Origin of the sequence: Hujiaoplasma nucleasis (assembly GCF_013745115.1) — a bacterium.
Lineage (GTDB): Bacteria > Bacillota_I > Bacilli_A > Izemoplasmatales > Hujiaoplasmataceae > Hujiaoplasma > Hujiaoplasma nucleasis.
In genome coordinates, this window is the sequence record NZ_CP051151.1 from 483,960 (window position 1) to 500,656 (window position 16,697).

The 16,697-nt window shown below is 29.7% G+C and carries 17 protein-coding genes; 4 read left to right on the forward strand and 13 right to left on the reverse strand.

Translation table 11 applies throughout. From position 1 onward, the window contains the following. The first annotated feature begins 47 nt into the window (after positions 1-47). Positions 48-1,070, forward strand: a complete 1,023-nt coding sequence (locus tag HF295_RS02170; protein WP_312032206.1) for a M42 family metallopeptidase — start codon at positions 48-50, stop codon at positions 1,068-1,070. A 26-nt stretch (positions 1,071-1,096) separates the two neighbouring features. Here the strand turns inward: HF295_RS02170 and HF295_RS02175 are convergent, their stop codons facing one another. The 4 genes from HF295_RS02175 to HF295_RS02190 form a co-directional block, all read right to left on the reverse strand. Then, positions 1,097-1,957, reverse strand: coding sequence for a pseudouridine synthase (locus HF295_RS02175; protein WP_312032207.1), 861 nt, complete (start codon positions 1,955-1,957; stop codon positions 1,097-1,099). A gap of 118 nt (positions 1,958-2,075) precedes the next feature. Beyond that, positions 2,076-2,618, reverse strand: coding sequence for a DUF402 domain-containing protein (locus tag HF295_RS02180; protein ID WP_312032208.1), 543 nt, complete (start codon positions 2,616-2,618; stop codon positions 2,076-2,078). Positions 2,619-2,622: 4 nt separating this feature from the next. After that, positions 2,623-3,141: a tRNA (cytidine(34)-2'-O)-methyltransferase gene (locus HF295_RS02185; RefSeq protein ID WP_312032209.1), complete on the reverse strand. Its 519-nt coding sequence runs from the start codon at positions 3,139-3,141 to the stop codon at positions 2,623-2,625. Next, complete coding sequence (locus HF295_RS02190; protein WP_312032210.1) at positions 3,138-4,430, reverse strand: DEAD/DEAH box helicase; 1,293 nt, start codon at positions 4,428-4,430, stop codon at positions 3,138-3,140. Before HF295_RS02190 ends, HF295_RS02185 begins: the two co-directional genes overlap by 4 nt. Positions 4,431-4,507: 77 nt before the next feature. Here HF295_RS02190 and ispH point away from each other — a divergent pair, with 77 nt between their 5' ends. Together ispH and HF295_RS02200 are read left to right on the forward strand one after the other, a co-directional pair. After that, positions 4,508-5,383 carry a 4-hydroxy-3-methylbut-2-enyl diphosphate reductase gene (gene ispH / locus HF295_RS02195; protein ID WP_312032211.1) on the forward strand — a complete coding sequence of 292 codons (876 nt, stop codon included), beginning with the start codon at positions 4,508-4,510 and terminating at the stop codon, positions 5,381-5,383. Between the two features lie 59 nt (positions 5,384-5,442). Beyond that, positions 5,443-5,598 carry a hypothetical protein gene (locus HF295_RS02200; protein ID WP_312032212.1) on the forward strand — a complete coding sequence of 52 codons (156 nt, stop codon included), beginning with the start codon at positions 5,443-5,445 and terminating at the stop codon, positions 5,596-5,598. A 44-nt stretch (positions 5,599-5,642) separates the two neighbouring features. Here the strand turns inward: HF295_RS02200 and recN are convergent, their stop codons facing one another. The 9 genes from recN to HF295_RS02245 form a co-directional block, all read right to left on the reverse strand. Further along, positions 5,643-7,322 (reverse strand): DNA repair protein RecN, encoded by a 1,680-nt coding sequence (gene recN / locus HF295_RS02205; protein ID WP_312032213.1) that lies wholly within the window; start codon positions 7,320-7,322, stop codon positions 5,643-5,645. A gap of 8 nt (positions 7,323-7,330) precedes the next feature. Continuing rightward, positions 7,331-9,163, reverse strand: coding sequence for a 1-deoxy-D-xylulose-5-phosphate synthase (dxs, locus tag HF295_RS02210; RefSeq protein ID WP_312032214.1), 1,833 nt, complete (start codon positions 9,161-9,163; stop codon positions 7,331-7,333). A gap of 1 nt (position 9,164) precedes the next feature. Continuing rightward, the gene (xseB, locus tag HF295_RS02215; RefSeq protein WP_312032215.1) at positions 9,165-9,377 is read right to left on the reverse strand and encodes an exodeoxyribonuclease VII small subunit; all 213 of its coding nucleotides are present in this window, start codon (positions 9,375-9,377) and stop codon (positions 9,165-9,167) included. Further along, positions 9,370-10,647, reverse strand: coding sequence for an exodeoxyribonuclease VII large subunit (gene xseA, locus HF295_RS02220; RefSeq protein WP_312032216.1), 1,278 nt, complete (start codon positions 10,645-10,647; stop codon positions 9,370-9,372). Before xseA ends, xseB begins: the two co-directional genes overlap by 8 nt. Further along, positions 10,640-11,020, reverse strand: coding sequence for a transcription antitermination factor NusB (locus tag HF295_RS02225; RefSeq protein WP_312032217.1), 381 nt, complete (start codon positions 11,018-11,020; stop codon positions 10,640-10,642). Before HF295_RS02225 ends, xseA begins: the two co-directional genes overlap by 8 nt. 82 nt (positions 11,021-11,102) lie before the next feature. Next, on the reverse strand, positions 11,103-13,775 hold the full coding sequence (locus HF295_RS02230) for a tetratricopeptide repeat protein (protein ID WP_312032218.1): 2,673 nt from the start codon (positions 13,773-13,775) through the stop codon (positions 11,103-11,105). Next, a complete protein-coding gene (locus tag HF295_RS02235) occupies positions 13,768-14,277 on the reverse strand; it encodes a metallophosphoesterase family protein (RefSeq protein WP_312032219.1) in 510 nt (169 codons plus the stop codon). Before HF295_RS02235 ends, HF295_RS02230 begins: the two co-directional genes overlap by 8 nt. Further along, entirely contained in the window at positions 14,255-14,845 is a 591-nt protein-coding gene (rdgB, locus tag HF295_RS02240; RefSeq protein ID WP_312032220.1) for an RdgB/HAM1 family non-canonical purine NTP pyrophosphatase, read from the reverse strand. The genes HF295_RS02235 and rdgB overlap by 23 nt, the downstream gene beginning before the upstream one ends. 19 nt (positions 14,846-14,864) lie before the next feature. Beyond that, the gene (locus HF295_RS02245; RefSeq protein ID WP_312032221.1) at positions 14,865-15,548 is read right to left on the reverse strand and encodes a potassium channel family protein; all 684 of its coding nucleotides are present in this window, start codon (positions 15,546-15,548) and stop codon (positions 14,865-14,867) included. Between the two features lie 142 nt (positions 15,549-15,690). Between HF295_RS02245 and HF295_RS02250 the strand changes: the two genes are divergently transcribed. Beyond that, positions 15,691-16,677, forward strand: coding sequence for a CPBP family intramembrane glutamic endopeptidase (locus HF295_RS02250; protein ID WP_312032222.1), 987 nt, complete (start codon positions 15,691-15,693; stop codon positions 16,675-16,677). Positions 16,678-16,697 lie beyond the last annotated feature (20 nt).

A 16,697-nucleotide genomic window follows, 5' to 3' on the forward strand; every position in this document is an offset into this window, starting at 1 on the left:
CTCTTTATAGAAAAGCATTTTATGATATACTTAAATGGGAGGTTAATATGGATAAAAACATAAGTTATATATTAGATTTTGCAAAAAAAATATTGAATATTCCTTCACCTAGCGGTTACACACATAAGGTGATTGAAGCTATTGAAGAAGAATCAAATAAACTTGGTTTGACTTCTTATAAAACAAAAAAAGGAAATTTAATTATTGATGTTTTAGGTACTTCAGATCAAACATTAGGTTTAAGTGCTCATGTGGATACTTTAGGCGCAATGGTTAGGAGCATTTCAAGTGATGGAAATTTAAAATTCACAACCATTGGAGGTCCTATTTGGCCAACTTTGGATGGGGAATACTGTACAGTTCATACTAGAGAAGGCAAAGACATTTCAGGCACATTCTTATCAAACAGTCCTTCTTCTCATGTCTTTAAAAATGCTTCTTCAGAAACTAGAAATCCTGATAACATGTTTGTTAGAATTGATGAAGTTGTTAAGAATAAAGAAGATGTTGAAAAATTAGGGATAAGACCTGGAGATTTCATTTTCTTTGATCCAAAAACAACCATTACTCAATCTGGATATATTAAAAGCCGCTTTCTAGATGACAAAATATCTGTGGCCATCATTTTTGGCTTTTTAAAATATTTAAAAGACCATCAGATCAAACCCAAACAAAATCTAAAGATAATCATTTCAACCTATGAAGAAGTTGGTCATGGGGCTTCATTTATTCCAGATTTGGATGAAATGATTGCGGTTGATATGGGTTGTATTGGTGAAGATTTATCTTGTACGGAACATGATGTTTCAATTTGTGCTAAAGATTCTTCAGGCCCTTATGATTACCATATCATTTCTAAACTTGTTGATATATCTAAAAAAGAAAAGCTGAACTATGTTACTGATATTTATCCATTTTATGGTTCAGATGTTTCTGCAGCATATCGTGGTGGCAAAGACTTCAGAGGTGGTTTGATTGGACCTGGTGTTCATGCTTCTCATGGTATGGAACGCACGCATATTGATGCTATAGACGCAACTTTTAAACTTTTAATTAACTATGTTCAATAAAGACAAAAAGGCACTCAATGTGCCTTTTATTTTTTCATAAAGTCAATTATTTCTTTAGGTATCTCATGAACTATATTCATTTCTTCTTCATTAATCGGATGGGTAAATTTAACTTTATAACAATCCATTAATACTCTATCTACAGGATAAGAACTTTCGTTATAATACTTATCTCCTACAACAGGAAAATCAAAATATGATAAATGTACTTTAATTTGGTGAGTTATTTTATTTTTCACCTGTAGATCAAGTAAAGAAAAGTTCTTATATTCTTTGATGACTTGATACTTGGTTTCACATTCTTTTCCATCTTCAGCTACTTCTCTTAAAGATGAGTCTTTTTGTTTTCCAATTGGCAAACAAATACTAAAATTCTTTTGAGGTATTTGTCCATCAACAACAGCTTGATAATAAAATAAGGCTTCATTATTAAGTTTATCACTCATTAAAAATCTAATGAATTGGTGTTTTGCTAGGACAACTAAACCTGATAAATCTGTATCTAAGCGATTAATAAAATGTAATTTAGCTTGGATATTATTAGTTTGATAGTAATGACTAATACCATTGGCTAATGTATTCTTAGGGTGTTTCTTCGAAATCATCATACGCATATTGGCAGGTTTATTGATAACTAATAAATATTCATCTTCATAGATAATATCTAAATCCATTTCTTGAGGAAAAACCTTTTCAGGCTTTTCATTAACAATATGAATATGAATTTTATCGCCTTTACGGACAGTGTCTTTTGTTGATTTAATTTGATTATTAACATAAATTTTGTATAGCTTTTCATCTCTTTCTAATATACTTGACGGTATATGATTTTCAAGAATAAATCGCTTAATTGTTTCTGGTTTTTTCACTTTATAAATCAGTTCCATATGCACTCTATAATCAAGATGATTTGATTATAAATCCCCTCTTTCGTATGATTTCTCTATCTATTATATCACAAATCAGTCAAATGATACATGGATATTTTTTTGAGAAAAATCGATTTTATTGATGATGATGTTTTTCTTCAATTTTTAAAAACTTTTGATATAGGTTCTCAATAAGTCCATGGTCAAAAGGAAACAACCTTTTGTCAATTCTATTTCGTAAGTCTAAGGTTTGCTTGGCGAGAATGTTTGTAATTTTATCACTGTAATTCATTTCTTTAGAATGAGCTTTAAATTCATGAATATCTACCACTCTATATGAAAAGTCAGCTTCAACCCTTAAATCTAAGTCATAATCAATATATTTAATGGCTTCATCATCAATTAAGGTTGGGCTGGCTAAATTACAATAAAAAGTTATTCTTTTTTTCTTAATAATGGCTATGACATTGTACCAGTTGTTTTTAAAAAAGAAAGATACTGAAGGTTCCTTTGTATACCAAAACCTTCCGTTTGACTCAACAACTTTGGTTCTTCTATTGGCAACGATGATGTGATCATCGTTGTTTTCTATGACTGTTTCATGTTTCCATATCCTATGTAAACTTTGGTCATGTTTGTAGGACTGAATAATTAAATGATCGCCTATATTAATCTGCATATATTCACTCCTCTAGCAACCAATCTTCGCCTTTAAGGGTTTCCGGTTCAGTCTTACTTAGTTGTAAGTAATCTAACTGACCTAAAACTTCATAAACCATAATAGCTACAGTATTGGCTAAATTTAAAGAACGTATAGAATCATTCATAGGTAGGCGAACACACCTATCTAAGTCTTGTCTTAATATATTTTTTGGTAATCCTGTTGATTCGCGTCCAAAGATTAAATAGATGTCTTTTTGCGCTTCTTGAAAGGCCATCTGTCTTGGAGGTTTTTTTCCATATCGTGTAATAAAATAATATTCACCAGGGTTTTTTTCAATAAAATCATGGTATGAATCATAAACAAAATAGTCAACATTATCTAGATAATTAACAGCGACTCTTTTTAAATACTTAGGGTCTAATTTAAATCCTAAGGGTTTGATAAGGTGCAATGTCACAGAAGTTCCTGCACAAGTCCTCATAATATTGGCTGTATTTTGAGGAATTTCTGGTTGGAATAAGACAACATTTATTTTCATTTTTTCTTCATTATCCTATTTAATTTTTTCTTTTCAATAGCGACTTTTTGTTTATATTTCTTTTTATAACCTGGTTTTACTTTAGACGGTTTTTTTACTTTTAATTTAGCTGCCCTATCAACATCATTTTCTTGCCAATGACGTTCACTTCGAGCATTTCTATCCTTAACATCAATAATTGAGTTATTTTTTATATCTTTATAATGCGTTTTAACCCCTTTTCTTTCAAGGTCATCGAGATATTGGTTGTCATTAAATTCATAAATAGATAGACATTGACCATCCATATTAATGCGGCCAGTCCTACCACTTCGATGAATATAAAATTCAGTGTCTTGTGGTAATTCATAATTAATGACATGAGATACACCTACAATATCAATTCCTCTAGCTAGTATATCCGTGGCCACAAGATACTGAAAATCTAAATGATTGACTCTTTGAATTAATTGTTTTCTTTTCCGATGGGCTAGACCACCATGAAATAAGGCCACATTATAATTCTTTTCAGACATCATTTCATAGACTTCTTCAGCTGATTCTTTAGTATTACAAAAAATAATAGCTAAATATGGATTAATAGCATTTAATATTTGATTTAAGATATCCATTCTTGGTTTTTCTTTTGATTTAATAAAATAATGATCAATATTCAAGTTGGATATTTCATCAGGATGAACTTTTAAAGAAATTGGATTATTTAAGTATTTTTTTAAAAATGGCATGAGTCTTTCTGGGATGGTGGCTGAAAAGACCATGATTTTCGCTCTTTGACAGATATTGGCTAAATTCGATAATTCTTCAATGAAATTTTGGTCTAAGGCCATATCTGCTTCATCAATAATAAAATATTTGGCTGTATATATTTTTAAAATGTTTTCTTTAAAAACTAAGTCATGTAATCTTCCTGGTGTACCAATCACGATGTGAGGTTGTTGGGATGATAAATTTTCAATGCTTTGGTCCCTGTCAGTCCCTCCTGTAAACATAGATATTTTAATTATTTTATCTGAATGTTTGATTAAGTCTCTAGCAAATTTTTCTATTTGCAAGGCTAGTTCTCTAGTAGGTGCGACAATAACCGCTTGACATTCAAGAATATCTTCATCTAGGTTTTCTAAAATCGGTAATAAAAAAGAATGGGTTTTTCCAGACCCAGTTTTCGCTTCTATAATTAAGGGTTGATTCTGTTTATCCAATTCAAGCACTTTTGCTTGAACATCTGTCAATTCATTAAAATGAATGGCAGCCAAAGCGTCATTCAAGTATTGTTTGTTAAATTTTTTCATAAGATACCTTCTTTGTATTTTTCTCACATCTATTATATAATAGATAAGGCTTAAAGTAAATCAATAAGGGGTAAAAGATGATTGTTGAAGATATAAGACCTAGAGGCTTTTGTAAAGGTGTACATTTCGCCATCGAAAAAGTTAAAGAAGTATTAAAGAGTGATGCCTATCCCAAACCTGTTTATGTTTTAGGGTTTATTGTTCATAATAAATATGTGGTTGATGAACTTAGTGAATTAGGAGCCATCACTTTGGATGATAAAAATAAAAGCCGTTTAGAACTGGTAGATGAGATTGATTCAGGTACTATCGTTATCTCTGCTCATGGTACACCGATTGATGTCATAGATAAAATTAAAAATAAAAATATCACTTTGGTTGATGCCACTTGTCAAGATGTTTATACGACACATGATTTAATCAAAGCTTATTTAAAAAATTCTTATAATGTTATTTATATAGGTAAAAAAAATCATCCGGAAACCAATGCATCCTTATCTTTAGGCGATCATGTGTATTTACTTGAAAATCCAGAAGATGTTGAAGACTTAAAAATTAAAGAACCTATTTTTGTAACAAATCAAACAACTTTTTCTATTAAAGATATCTTTAATATTCATCAAGCATTAAAGAAAAAATATAATGATATTATCATTACTGAGGAAATTTGCAATGCGACTCGTATAAGACAAAATGCAATCATTAAAGCCAATGAAGATGCAGATTTATGTTATATTGTGGGTGATCCAAGATCTAACAATTCTAAGAATCTAGCTAAAATATCCGAGAATTTCACACAAACGAAGACTTTTCTAATTCAAAGTCTTAAAGATATCAATGTTTCAGATTTAAAGGGTGTAAAAAAAGTAACGGTTTCATCAGGAGCTTCAACGCCTGAATACTTAACTAAAGAAGTCGTAAGTTTTTTAAAATCTTACGCAAGTGATAATTAAACCTTTATTTTTTTTGGCTTTTAGTTTATAATAGTTTATACATAGTTTGAGGTGATAATATGGCAAATAACAAACAAGTTAAAGAAGAAATTAGAACTTACAATCCAACCAAAAGTAAATTTGGTAAAATCATTTTATTGATTTTAGCAGTTGGTATGTTTTTAGGTATTTTAATCGCAGCTGTTTGGTCAATGATTGATGTATTATTAGGTTAATTTAAAAGTAAAATTTATAAAGCAGGCTCATTTGAGCCTGCTTTTTAAGTTCTTGCTAGTAGTTCTTTTGCAATGTTCCTCGCTGAATCAGTCACTGCTTCAGCTGACATCATCTGTGCTATTTCTTCTACACGTTCATCATAAGTTAAATACTTAACCTGTACCTTGGTTTGATTGTTTTCAACTTTCTTTCTTATGGATAAATGATGAATGCCTTCTGCAACTACCTGAGGTATATGGGTAATAGAAATAACTTGAGAAAATCTTGATGTTTCTGATATTTTTCTACCAATTTTCTTTGCGATATAACCAGAAATACCTGTGTCAATTTCATCAAAAATAATGGTAGGTATTTTTTGGCTTTTAGCGAAAATTGTTTTAAAGGTTAGCATTACTCTGCTCATCTCACCACCACTGGCAGTTTTAGATAAAGCTTTTAAAGGTTCACCTTTGTTTGTTGAAATTAGGAAATCAACTTGATCGATACCATCTGATTTAAATTGACTTTTATTAAATTTATCTTTAAATTCAATATCTTGAAACTCGATCATAAAATCCGCATACTCAATTTCAAGTTCTTTTAATGTATCAATAATTTCTTGTGTGATTTTTTTAGCTATGGTTTGTCTTAACATAGACAATTGTTTGGCTTGTTCAATTAAAAGCAAATATTCTTTTTCAAGTATATTTTCTTTTTCAAGAATTATATCATCAAAGTTTTCAATGGTATTGATAATATCAAGTAGTGAGGCTTGATATTCAATCAATTCACTGATTGATTTATCATATTTTTTTTGAATTTTTTCTAAATCATTGATACGTTGGTTCATGGTTTCTAATTCGCTTGGATCATAATCCAAGGAATCTTGCTTATCTTCAATCTCATCTGCTATATCTTTTAACTCATAATAAAGATTATTCAACCTTTCTGATATTTCTTTAAAGTCTTTAGAAGTATCTTCAAGTTCTTCTATATTATTTTTAACGATATATAAGTTATCTATCAAACCTTGATCATTTAAAATTGCCTGACTTTGAGCTAAATTATAGTTTATCTTGTCAATGTTATTTAAAACCTTTACTTTTTCATATAATGTTTCTAGTTCATCTGCTTCTAAGGATAATTTTGATAATTCTTTAAGTTGAAATTCAAATAAATCTAATTGTTTCATGGTTTCAACTTTTTTGTTTTTCAATTGATAGTAATCATCATAGGTTTTTAAATATGCGTTTTGTTGTTGCCTATAGGAATTTAGATATTCATTTACCTTATCTTTTCTAAAATGATCTATTAATTGGATATAATTTTCGGGGTGAATCAAGGAAGTGGTATCAAATTGTGAATGGATATCAGCTATATAAGATGATATATCAGATACAACTTTTAAAGAGACCCTTTGATCATTAATTTTAATGATATTTTGATTATCTCTCGAGATTATCCTGTGAATAGAAATATCATCATTATATTCAATATCATAATGACTCAATAAATTTTTCAATTCTGGATGTTTGACTTCAAAAATACCCAAAACTGAGGCTTCTTCAGCTTTGTTTCTTACCATGGTTTTATCAGCACGTTCACCAAGCAATAAAGAAATAGCATCAATTAAAATACTTTTCCCAGCTCCAGTTTCACCTGTTAATACTGTCATACCTTCATAAAAATCAAGTTCAATATCATCTATAATAGCAAAATCTTTTATCTTTAGTTTTTTTAACATATGGCCTCCTATGATTGAAGGATTGTTTGTATGATACTTTCCTCATCAAGTTGATATTTTTTATAAATTTCTTTTTGTGATCCATGCTCAATAAAGACATCTGGTAGAGCTAGTATTTTCACTTTTAGTGATTGATCAGTGTCTGACAAATACTCTAAAATCGATGATCCTAAGCCACTAATTTTTGTGACATCTTCTAATACAAATGTCGGTAATTGAGACTTAATAATAAGATTTAAAGTATCTAAGTCCATAGGCTTTATAAACAAAGCATTGTATAAATTAATCTTTAATTGATTCTCCTCAATATACTTTTGCATACGAACAAAGTTATCTCCGTAAGCAATTAAGTTGTATTGACCGTCATTTAAATATGTTTTCCATAGGGGTTTTAGGATGGGTTCATAGTTTTCATTCATGTAGATTTTTGTTGAATTCCTAGAATATCTAATGGCTATTGAATGTTTTGCGTGATGAAAGGCATAATCAAATAATTGCCATGCTTCAACAGCGTTAGAAGGTTGTACTATTTCAATATTCGGTATATGTTTTAAAAAGGCAATATCATAGATACCTTGATGTGTGTCCCCATCGCCACCAACGACACCGGCTCGATCTATGCCCATGACTATTTTTAAATTCTGTCTTGTTAAATCGTGAACAACTTGGTCATAAGCTCTTTGTAAAAATGATGAGTAAATAGGTAAAAATACTTGTAAGTCTTTAGATAAAGCAGCTGAAAAACATACTGAGAATGACTCACATATACCCACATCAATTAATTTATCAGGATAGGTTTCTTCAAAGTCACTCAAACCTGAACCTAAAATCATGGCTGGAACAATAATTTTAAAATCATCATGTTTTTTTGCATAATGCATCATATAGTCTGATACTATATTACTCCATGATGCTTGATTATCTTCTTTTTTCTGGATAGGTAAGCCTGTATCTTTATTAAAAGGACCAACACCATGCCATAAGCCAGATTGATCTTCTTCTGCAGGTTTGTAACCCTTACCCTTTGTTGTGACAACATGTAAGACGACTGGTTTGTTTTTATTTTTAGCTATTTCTAAGAATTTTAATAGTGTTTTCATATCATGGCCATCTATAGGCCCATAGTATGAAAAGCCTAATTCATCAAATATTGTGATATTATTGGCAAAGCCCCTAATCATATTGGCGGTTCTTACCTTTAAATTATAGATGAATTTGGGTAATCTTCTTCTTGATTTTTTAGCCATTGCATAAAATTTAGAAGAACGCATCTTGTTAAGTATTTTATTTAAACGACCGACATTTTTAGATATTGATTGGTCATTATCATTCAAAATAATGATGGGTTTTAGTTTAGAGTGACCCAAGAAATTTAAAGCCTCAAAAGACAACCCACTATTTAAAGAACCATCCCCAACCACAGCGATGTTTTTATAATTTTCATTTTTTTCAGATCTAAGAACTTCAAAACCAGAAATGGCTGATATAGCTGTTGAAGAATGTCCTGCTTCCCAATGGTCATGAACTGACTCATCAACTTTTTGATAGCCTGATAAACCATTAAACTGTCTTAGACTTGAAAAATCTTTGGCTCTCCCTGTTAGTATTTTATGTACATATGATTGGTGTCCTACATCAAACACGATTCGATCAATGGGAGAATTAAAAACTTTATGAATGGCAATGGTCAGTTCAACAACCCCTAAGTTAGAAGCTAGATGTCCACCTGTTTTTGATATTTCATCAATCAAAAAAGAACGAATATCTGATGATAATTCGTTAAGTTCTTTGACGGATAAATCTTTTAAGAATTGAGGGTCTTTTATATCTAGAAGATTCATACTACTCTTGATTGAAATCCTCTAATTGATCATCATTCATTAATTTAACAATGATTTGTTCAGCGTCTTTTAATTCTTTATGACATTCTTTAGCTAGTTCTATACCCTCATTATAAATTTTAACAGATTCATCAAGTGATAAATCTCCTGATTCTAGTTTCTTTACTATAAGTTCTAATGACTTTAGATTTTCTTCAAAAGTTGGTTTACTCATGGTCTTTTCCTTTCACCTCTAACACTTTACATAACAATTCTCCATCGTGCATGAGAACTGATAAATCATGATTATTATCAATCTCTTTTATTGATTTTTTTATTTGATGATTTTGATTTACGACCGCATAGCCTTTAGACATAATTGATAAAGGATTAACATGGTCTAAAGATTCTATAAGTCTTTTAAATAAGTGTTGATTAATCTCTACTTGATGTTTAAAAGATGATTGCATGTTTTGATAATATTGCTTTACTTTTTCTTGGTTTTTCTCTATTTGCTTTTTTGGGTTATTTTTGATTAAAGAATCATATAGATGTCCAAAAGTTAAATCTTGATTTTGAATGATTCTTAAGGGTTGTTTAAAGATGTTTTGATTAACAAGATGAATATATTTTGATTTTAAACTTTGGTATGTGTTAAACAAAGCTTGATTCATTCTTGTTTGATATTGATGAATTTTTTCCATAAGTTCTTGGTGATGAGGCACAACCATTTCAGCAGCGTGTGAAGGGGTAGAAGCTCTTTTATCAGCCACAAAGTCAGCAATTGTAAAATCAGTTTCATGACCTACGGCTGAAATAATCGGTATTTTTGATTCGAAAATAGCCCTAGCCACGATTTCTTCATTAAATGGCCACAAATCTTCAATAGAACCTCCGCCTCGACCCAAAATGATTACGTCAACCATTGGGTCATTGTTGGCTTTTTGGATTTGTTTAACGATTTCATCTTTAGCAAAGACACCTTGAACAGAAGCTGGATATACGATGATTTTAGTTAAAGGAAATCTTTGACCAATAACATTAATAATATCTCTAACTGCAGCTCCAGTTTTTGAAGTGATGACGCCTACTTTTTTTGGTAAAACCGGTAATTCTTTTTTATATTCTTCTCTAAATAATCCTTCAGCTTGTAAAGTGGTTTTTAGTTTTTCATAAGCAAGGTATAAATCCCCAATACCATCCACTTCCATTTTTGTTATATAAACCTGATAATTTCCGTAGGGTTCATAAATAGAAACATAACCAGAAATAATGATTTTATCTCCATCTTTGGGTTGAAAATTCAATGTTTTCGTATGTGATGAAAACATGACCGCAGCAACTTGTGAGTTTTCATCCTTTAAAGTTAAGTATAAATGTCCTCTAGAATGTCGTTTAAAATTAGAAATTTCAGCTTTTAAGAGGATAGATTGTAATTCTGTATCAGAATCAAATTTAAATTTTAAATACCTGTTTAAGGCCGTAACAGTTAAATATTTAGGCATCTTGATCACTCAAGCCATCCACAATGTTTTGTAATAAGCGGTTGTTAAACTTTCTTGCCAAATCATCATCTAGGTTTGAATATTTTTTTGTAAGTTCTAAGGCTTCATTCATCACAATCTCTTTGGCTTGTTCCAAGTATACAAGTTCATAGACTGCATAACGAATAATGGCTAAATCAACGTAATTCAAACGTTGAAGTGACCAGTTCACCAAATGCTTTTCAATCATGTGATCGATATCTTCAACAAAAACCAAAAAGTCTTTGAATGTATTTAATATGTTTTCATCATAAGCTGAAAAATCTTGTTCAGGATTCATGATATAAGCATAGATTATTTTCATCATTTCTTCTCTAAATTCTTTTCTATTCATCTATGATTATTCCTTTCAATGTTTATAGATATAAGACGTATTATTTTACCATAATTTAGGGCTCAATTAAAGTGAAAAAACATTAATCATTTTCTTGACCTGCATATTCACCTTTTATTAATTCTATATCCATTCTCTCTAAGTCAGCTTTAACCAAAGTCTCTTGTCCATGATCGTAAATGATATGCTTAAAACGTTTTTTTAATGCATCAATCCATATTTGATTAAATTCATGATTAAAAGTTGATTCATCTATATAAACATAATCTAATGTTTTTAAAGACTCTAGGGTAAATATATCCCTAATTTGTCCTTTAATACAAATAGATATTTCCTTTTCTTGTAAGTAAGTTTGGTCAGATGATGATAACTTCAGATAATCATCTATATCTAAGACAAAACTCACATGGTGGTTTTTCATGACTTCAAGTCTTCTTAGCAAATAATTAAAGGCTTTTTTTGATTTGATAGAATCGATCGAAATAGGTAATATCCATCTTAGTAATTTATCTAACTTCTTAGATTCTTGAATTAATGAATTCATGATCAATTTATCATAAGCTATATTTAAATCATTTTTGTCTAAAACATCATTTAATACTTTCTTATCTGTTAAAATATTTAAATGATGGGGCTTAATTTCAATATGGGTTACTTTTTGATGCTTCCAGTTTTTTATATATAGATGTTTTAATTTTATGGTTTTTTGTTTTATGATATTATCAAGTGTTTGAAGATATAAACTTTCTGTTTCTTCTTGCTTACGTATAGACTTATCTGAATAAATAACTTCTTGTGAAATGTTATGAGCCATTAATTGAATTAAAGAGCTTTTGACTTTATTAAATTCATAATTCATGGCTTGGTAAGCATATGAAAAATTAAATAAGCCTTCATAAGCCTTACTTAATTTATTTGAAAATCTTTCTGTCACTCTTTTATCTCTAGTATTCAATAAGATATATAAGTGATGATGGTTTTCAAGCTTATAAGCAAGTGAATGGTGGTTAGAAAAGGAAGAGATTTGGGATAGTAAATCATTGAGTTTATCTAGATAAACACTAAAACCATAATATTGAATGACTGATTTATAATTGCTTATATCGATCAATAAGACACCATGATTTTGATTTTTCTTCCATTCTAAATCTTGTTCATTAAGATTGTTTTCTTTGACTTCTTCTACCAAAAGATAGATATCATAATCTAATAAAAACGACCAGAGTCTAAGTTCATCTTGCTTATAAGAGACTTGCCAAGACTTTGCTTGGATCAGTTGGTCTAGATAGAGCATAGGACTCATTTCTTTTTGAATTTCATTGAAGGCAACCATATCTTTTTCTAAATTTAATATTTTTTTTGCTTGTTGATTCAAGAAAATCATCTGATGATTCTTTATTTTTACCAATCCTAAATCTTTCATATCCATGAATGATTTAAGGGCATGAAGTTCCATATCTTGATTGTTTTTCAATTGATATTGGCGTAATTTCCCGGATAAGATTAGAGCACTTAAAATAGTTATTTTTTTTCCTAAATCAAAGTTATCTTTTCTTGTATAGCTTAGGAGAAATTCATTTTCTTGCACTTTTTCTACAAAGATATAATCTGTAGTATCATCAACAAAGATAAAAGTATCCATTAACATTCTTGGATAAGTATTTTTATAGTCATCTTTTAAAATATCATCAATAATTAGATGATAATCTTCATAAGTTTTTTCTAATAATAAATTTTTAGAAAAATGCAATAATTCTACTTTTGCATTTATTATTTTTAAATAAACTAACTTATTAAAAACCTTACTTCGATCTAAGTCTATAAATGTTTGACGTATAATTTCTCTTTCTTTAAGGTATATTTGTTGGTCTTTTAATTGAGACAGTAAAATTTGATAATAATTAAAATCATCAAAATGGATACTCTCTCTTTGCTTTAACTCATTTAAGTAGTTATTTGCTTCTATATAGGCTTGTGAATTAAGTTCTTTTAATAAGGGCAAAGCTGAAGAGAAAAAATTGATTTTTGCTTGAATGGATGCTTGATTGATGACTTTATCAAGATATCTTTTATAAAATTCATAAGCATCTGTATATCTTTCTAATCCTATAGATAAACGAATAAAGCGGTTTAAATATGATAACTTTCGCTGACTTTTGATAAAGAAGTCTTCATAGATTTTCATGGAATCAATCAATCCGTTTTCTTGATAAGCAAGATCTGATTCAACCAATAAAAACATTTCGTTTGCTTTGTTTTTATCAAAATTAAGGGCATATGTATAAGCGTTCTTTGCTTGTGATATGTCTTTTTCTTGGATGTATAATAAAGCAAGTTTCAAATATTTATTAATAATATTTTGAGATGAGATATGATCTTCTATAGCCTCTAAGGCTTGGATAGCATCTTTAATACGTTGCAGTCCTTCATAACAAATGGCCAAATAAAATTGATGGATGGTTTTACTTTTTTTTGTTTCTAGGTATTTTTCTTTAGATATAAGAATATTAAGTAATGAAGGATAATCTTCAATTTCAAGTAGAATTTCTATATATAAATCATGCAATTTAATTAAATCTTCGTGTTTGTTTAATGGACCATGGTTTTTAATATCATTTAAATAATCAATAGCTTCTTTATAAAGCTTTTCTTTAAATAGACTTCTAAAGTATGTATCAACTTGGTCCATCAATAAAAAACCCTTATCATCTAAAGGTATTTTATGATCATTCACCTTTGGTTTTATATCAGTCATGCTTAACCTCATGTAATTCTTGAAAGACTTCTTGGGTCTTTAGGTTAATTAAATAGATATGAATTTTATAATCTTCTATAATCATTTTAGCATAAGATGGAAAAAGATGGGATCTTGAATAAGATAAAGCACCCGGATTTAATAAAATTAATTGATTTTCTTGAATCAACTTAGCTTTGTGTGTGTGACCATAAAGGGCTAAATCCATTCTTAAGATTTTTGCTTTTTCCTTTAAATTTGATAAACCAAATTTAACAAAATATCGGTGACCATGAGTTAAAAACAAGGAAAAAGCTCCTAAATTTTCAACAATATCAAAAGGCACTTTTGGCCCAAAAGGATAATTGCCTCTTACTGAAGATATATTTTCTTCTTCAAGAAATTCAAGTGAAAAGCCTGAATCACCTAAACAATATATCTTATCTATATTTTGTTCATATAAACGCATTTCTTGATAGGCTTGTAAGTCTCCATGTGTATCAGAAAAGATCAGGATATTCATTTTTCAAGTCCTTTATTAGTAAATCCATGGCTTTGGCCCGGTGGGAAAATTTATTTTTTTCTTGGATGTCTAATTGAGCTAAAGTTTGGTTAAGTTCATTAATTTTAAAGATTGGGTCATAGCCAAAACCATGGTGACCTTGAGGTTGGTCAATAATTTCTCCATGGACTTGACCTTCATAAAATCTAGGTTTTTCAAATGGTAGGATTAAACAGATACTTGTATGAAAATAGGCTTTACGATTTTCTATACCTTTAAGCTTCTTTATCAATAGTTTATTATTGGCTTCATCAGTCATTTGTATTGAAAATCGTTTTGAGTGGACACCAAGTTCGTCTGGTAAACTTTCTACAACCAAACCTGAATCATCAGCTATACAAGCTTTATTCGTCATTCGATGAACTGTATCAGCTTTTAAAAAAGCGTTTTGACGAAAAGTTTTACCTGTTTCAGGTATATCTTCTATGGGAAGGATATTTTTATATGGAATCAATTTAATTGGTTTTAACTTATCTTGATATTCTTTGATTTTGCCAGGATTATCGCTGACGATAATAATTTCCATCATATAGAAAAAAAGTTAAGTATTAACTTAACTTAATCTTTCTCCCATTTAACCATTTAGAAAATTTCTTAGAATTATCATTGTGACCTACAAACAATAACTCATCCCCTTCTATAAATGGTGTTTCTGATGAAGGTATAATGATTTTATCATTACGTCTTATAGCCACAATATTAACATTAAAATTTCGACGAACATCTAATTCTAATAAGTTTTTACCAATCACTTTATCAGTTGCTTTTAAGGTAATAAAAGAATAATCATCATCAAGTTCAAAATAATCTAAAAAACTATTGGATACTAATATCTTAGCCAATCTAATTCCAGTCGATCTTTCAGGCCATATTAAGTGTTCATGATCAACCCCGAGTTTTTCAACGACTTTTGCATGGTATTCTGATTGAATTTTAACATAAACCTCTTTAACCCCTAAGTCTTTTAGAATTAAAGTTGTTAAAATTGAGCTATCAACATCCATACCAGTTGCGACAACGACTTTATCATAGTTCGATATCCCAACTTCTCTTAAAGCCTCTACATCAGTAGAATCTAAGCATACAGTATTTGTTAAGGCTTTACCTATTTTCTCGATTTTTTCATAGTCTTTGTCTATAACTAAGACTTCAGCTTCTAACTTCATTAATTCTTCAACTAAAGCCCTACCGAATCGACCTAAGCCAATCACTGCAAATGATGGTTTTGCCATATAAATCACATCCTAACTTTTATAGTATTTATTATACTTGAATATGCGGTTTTGTCAATCATCTAAGCATTAAAAAGCTAGAGTCTATACATTTTATTTGTTTTAAGTTATAATATTTATATTACAAGTTTTGGGGAGTCCTATGGAAGAAAACAGAGTTTTAAATCAAAAACATAAATTTGTTAATATTATCATTTTAATAGCCTATCTAATCTACCTAGTCACCTCTTCATTAGTTTCTGGAATTATTTCAGATAACCACGTTGAAAAAACAAAAGATTGGGTGAGTGATGCATTTGATTATACATGGGTTCAAACTGAAGAAGGTTATGATTTACATTATCAAGCAGTGATTTCTAATCATACCAGTGGTCTTATCGATCTTGTGAATCTACGTTTTTTACTTCTTGATGAAGAAGGTGAAGTTATCGCTGGTTTCATCCATCGATACGAAGATTTGCAGGCTGGTGAAAATAGGTTGGTTGAGAATACTCATAGTTTTTCTGAAAAATCAACGATCATTGAACAAAGTACTTATGTTCCTTTTAATAACCAATTAAGTAATCTAATACAATTTTCTTTTGGTTTTCTATTCTTAATTCCTTTGTTTTTCATCAATAGAAAATCTTATGTAGATGATTTTATCACTTTTAAAAATGATCCTAAAAAACATATTGGCCATATTTTTTCTGGTTTCTTATTGGTTTATTTAATGGCTTTTATAGCTCAAGTCATCATGATAAGCTTAAATGTTCAAGAAACATCCATGAATGAATTAGCGATTCAATCAATGTTCACCTCTGATTGGATTTCAATTATAACCCTATTCTTCTCCTTGGTTATTTTTGCGCCAATTATTGAAGAAACTGTCTTTAGAAAAAGTTTATATAATATTGTCCAACCAAGGTTTGGACATATAGGGGCTGTCATTATTTCCGGGCTTATCTTTGGCTTCTTACATGTGGCTGGATGGGGAGATTTTATCCAAATCATTCCATATGCCTTTATGGGCTTATCATTCTCTTATATTTATTACTATTCAGGAAGAAATGTTTATGTTGTGATTGGCATTCACGCCTTAAACAACTTAATACCTTATTTAACCTATACAAGCAGGTTATTTGAATAAAGAAGAAAAAGGCGATTCAA

Coding starts and splice junctions, on each gene's coding strand:
- HF295_RS02225 (WP_312032217.1), bottom strand. CDS start 11,020: ATGAATAGAAAAGAATTTAGAGAAGAAATGATGAAAATAATCTATGCT.
- HF295_RS02170 (WP_312032206.1), top strand. CDS start 48: ATGGATAAAAACATAAGTTATATATTAGATTTTGCAAAAAAAATATTG.
- HF295_RS02180 (WP_312032208.1), bottom strand. CDS start 2,618: ATGCAGATTAATATAGGCGATCATTTAATTATTCAGTCCTACAAACAT.
- recN (WP_312032213.1), bottom strand. CDS start 7,322: ATGTTAAAAAAACTAAAGATAAAAGATTTTGCTATTATAGATGATATT.
- HF295_RS02190 (WP_312032210.1), bottom strand. CDS start 4,430: ATGAAAAAATTTAACAAACAATACTTGAATGACGCTTTGGCTGCCATT.
- dxs (WP_312032214.1), bottom strand. CDS start 9,163: ATGAATCTTCTAGATATAAAAGACCCTCAATTCTTAAAAGATTTATCC.
- HF295_RS02250 (WP_312032222.1), top strand. CDS start 15,691: ATGGAAGAAAACAGAGTTTTAAATCAAAAACATAAATTTGTTAATATT.
- xseB (WP_312032215.1), bottom strand. CDS start 9,377: ATGAGTAAACCAACTTTTGAAGAAAATCTAAAGTCATTAGAACTTATA.
- HF295_RS02230 (WP_312032218.1), bottom strand. CDS start 13,775: ATGACTGATATAAAACCAAAGGTGAATGATCATAAAATACCTTTAGAT.
- HF295_RS02175 (WP_312032207.1), bottom strand. CDS start 1,957: ATGGAACTGATTTATAAAGTGAAAAAACCAGAAACAATTAAGCGATTT.
- HF295_RS02200 (WP_312032212.1), top strand. CDS start 5,443: ATGGCAAATAACAAACAAGTTAAAGAAGAAATTAGAACTTACAATCCA.
- xseA (WP_312032216.1), bottom strand. CDS start 10,647: ATGCCTAAATATTTAACTGTTACGGCCTTAAACAGGTATTTAAAATTT.
- HF295_RS02185 (WP_312032209.1), bottom strand. CDS start 3,141: ATGAAAATAAATGTTGTCTTATTCCAACCAGAAATTCCTCAAAATACA.
- HF295_RS02245 (WP_312032221.1), bottom strand. CDS start 15,548: ATGGCAAAACCATCATTTGCAGTGATTGGCTTAGGTCGATTCGGTAGG.
- HF295_RS02235 (WP_312032219.1), bottom strand. CDS start 14,277: ATGAATATCCTGATCTTTTCTGATACACATGGAGACTTACAAGCCTAT.
- ispH (WP_312032211.1), top strand. CDS start 4,508: ATGATTGTTGAAGATATAAGACCTAGAGGCTTTTGTAAAGGTGTACAT.
- rdgB (WP_312032220.1), bottom strand. CDS start 14,845: ATGATGGAAATTATTATCGTCAGCGATAATCCTGGCAAAATCAAAGAA.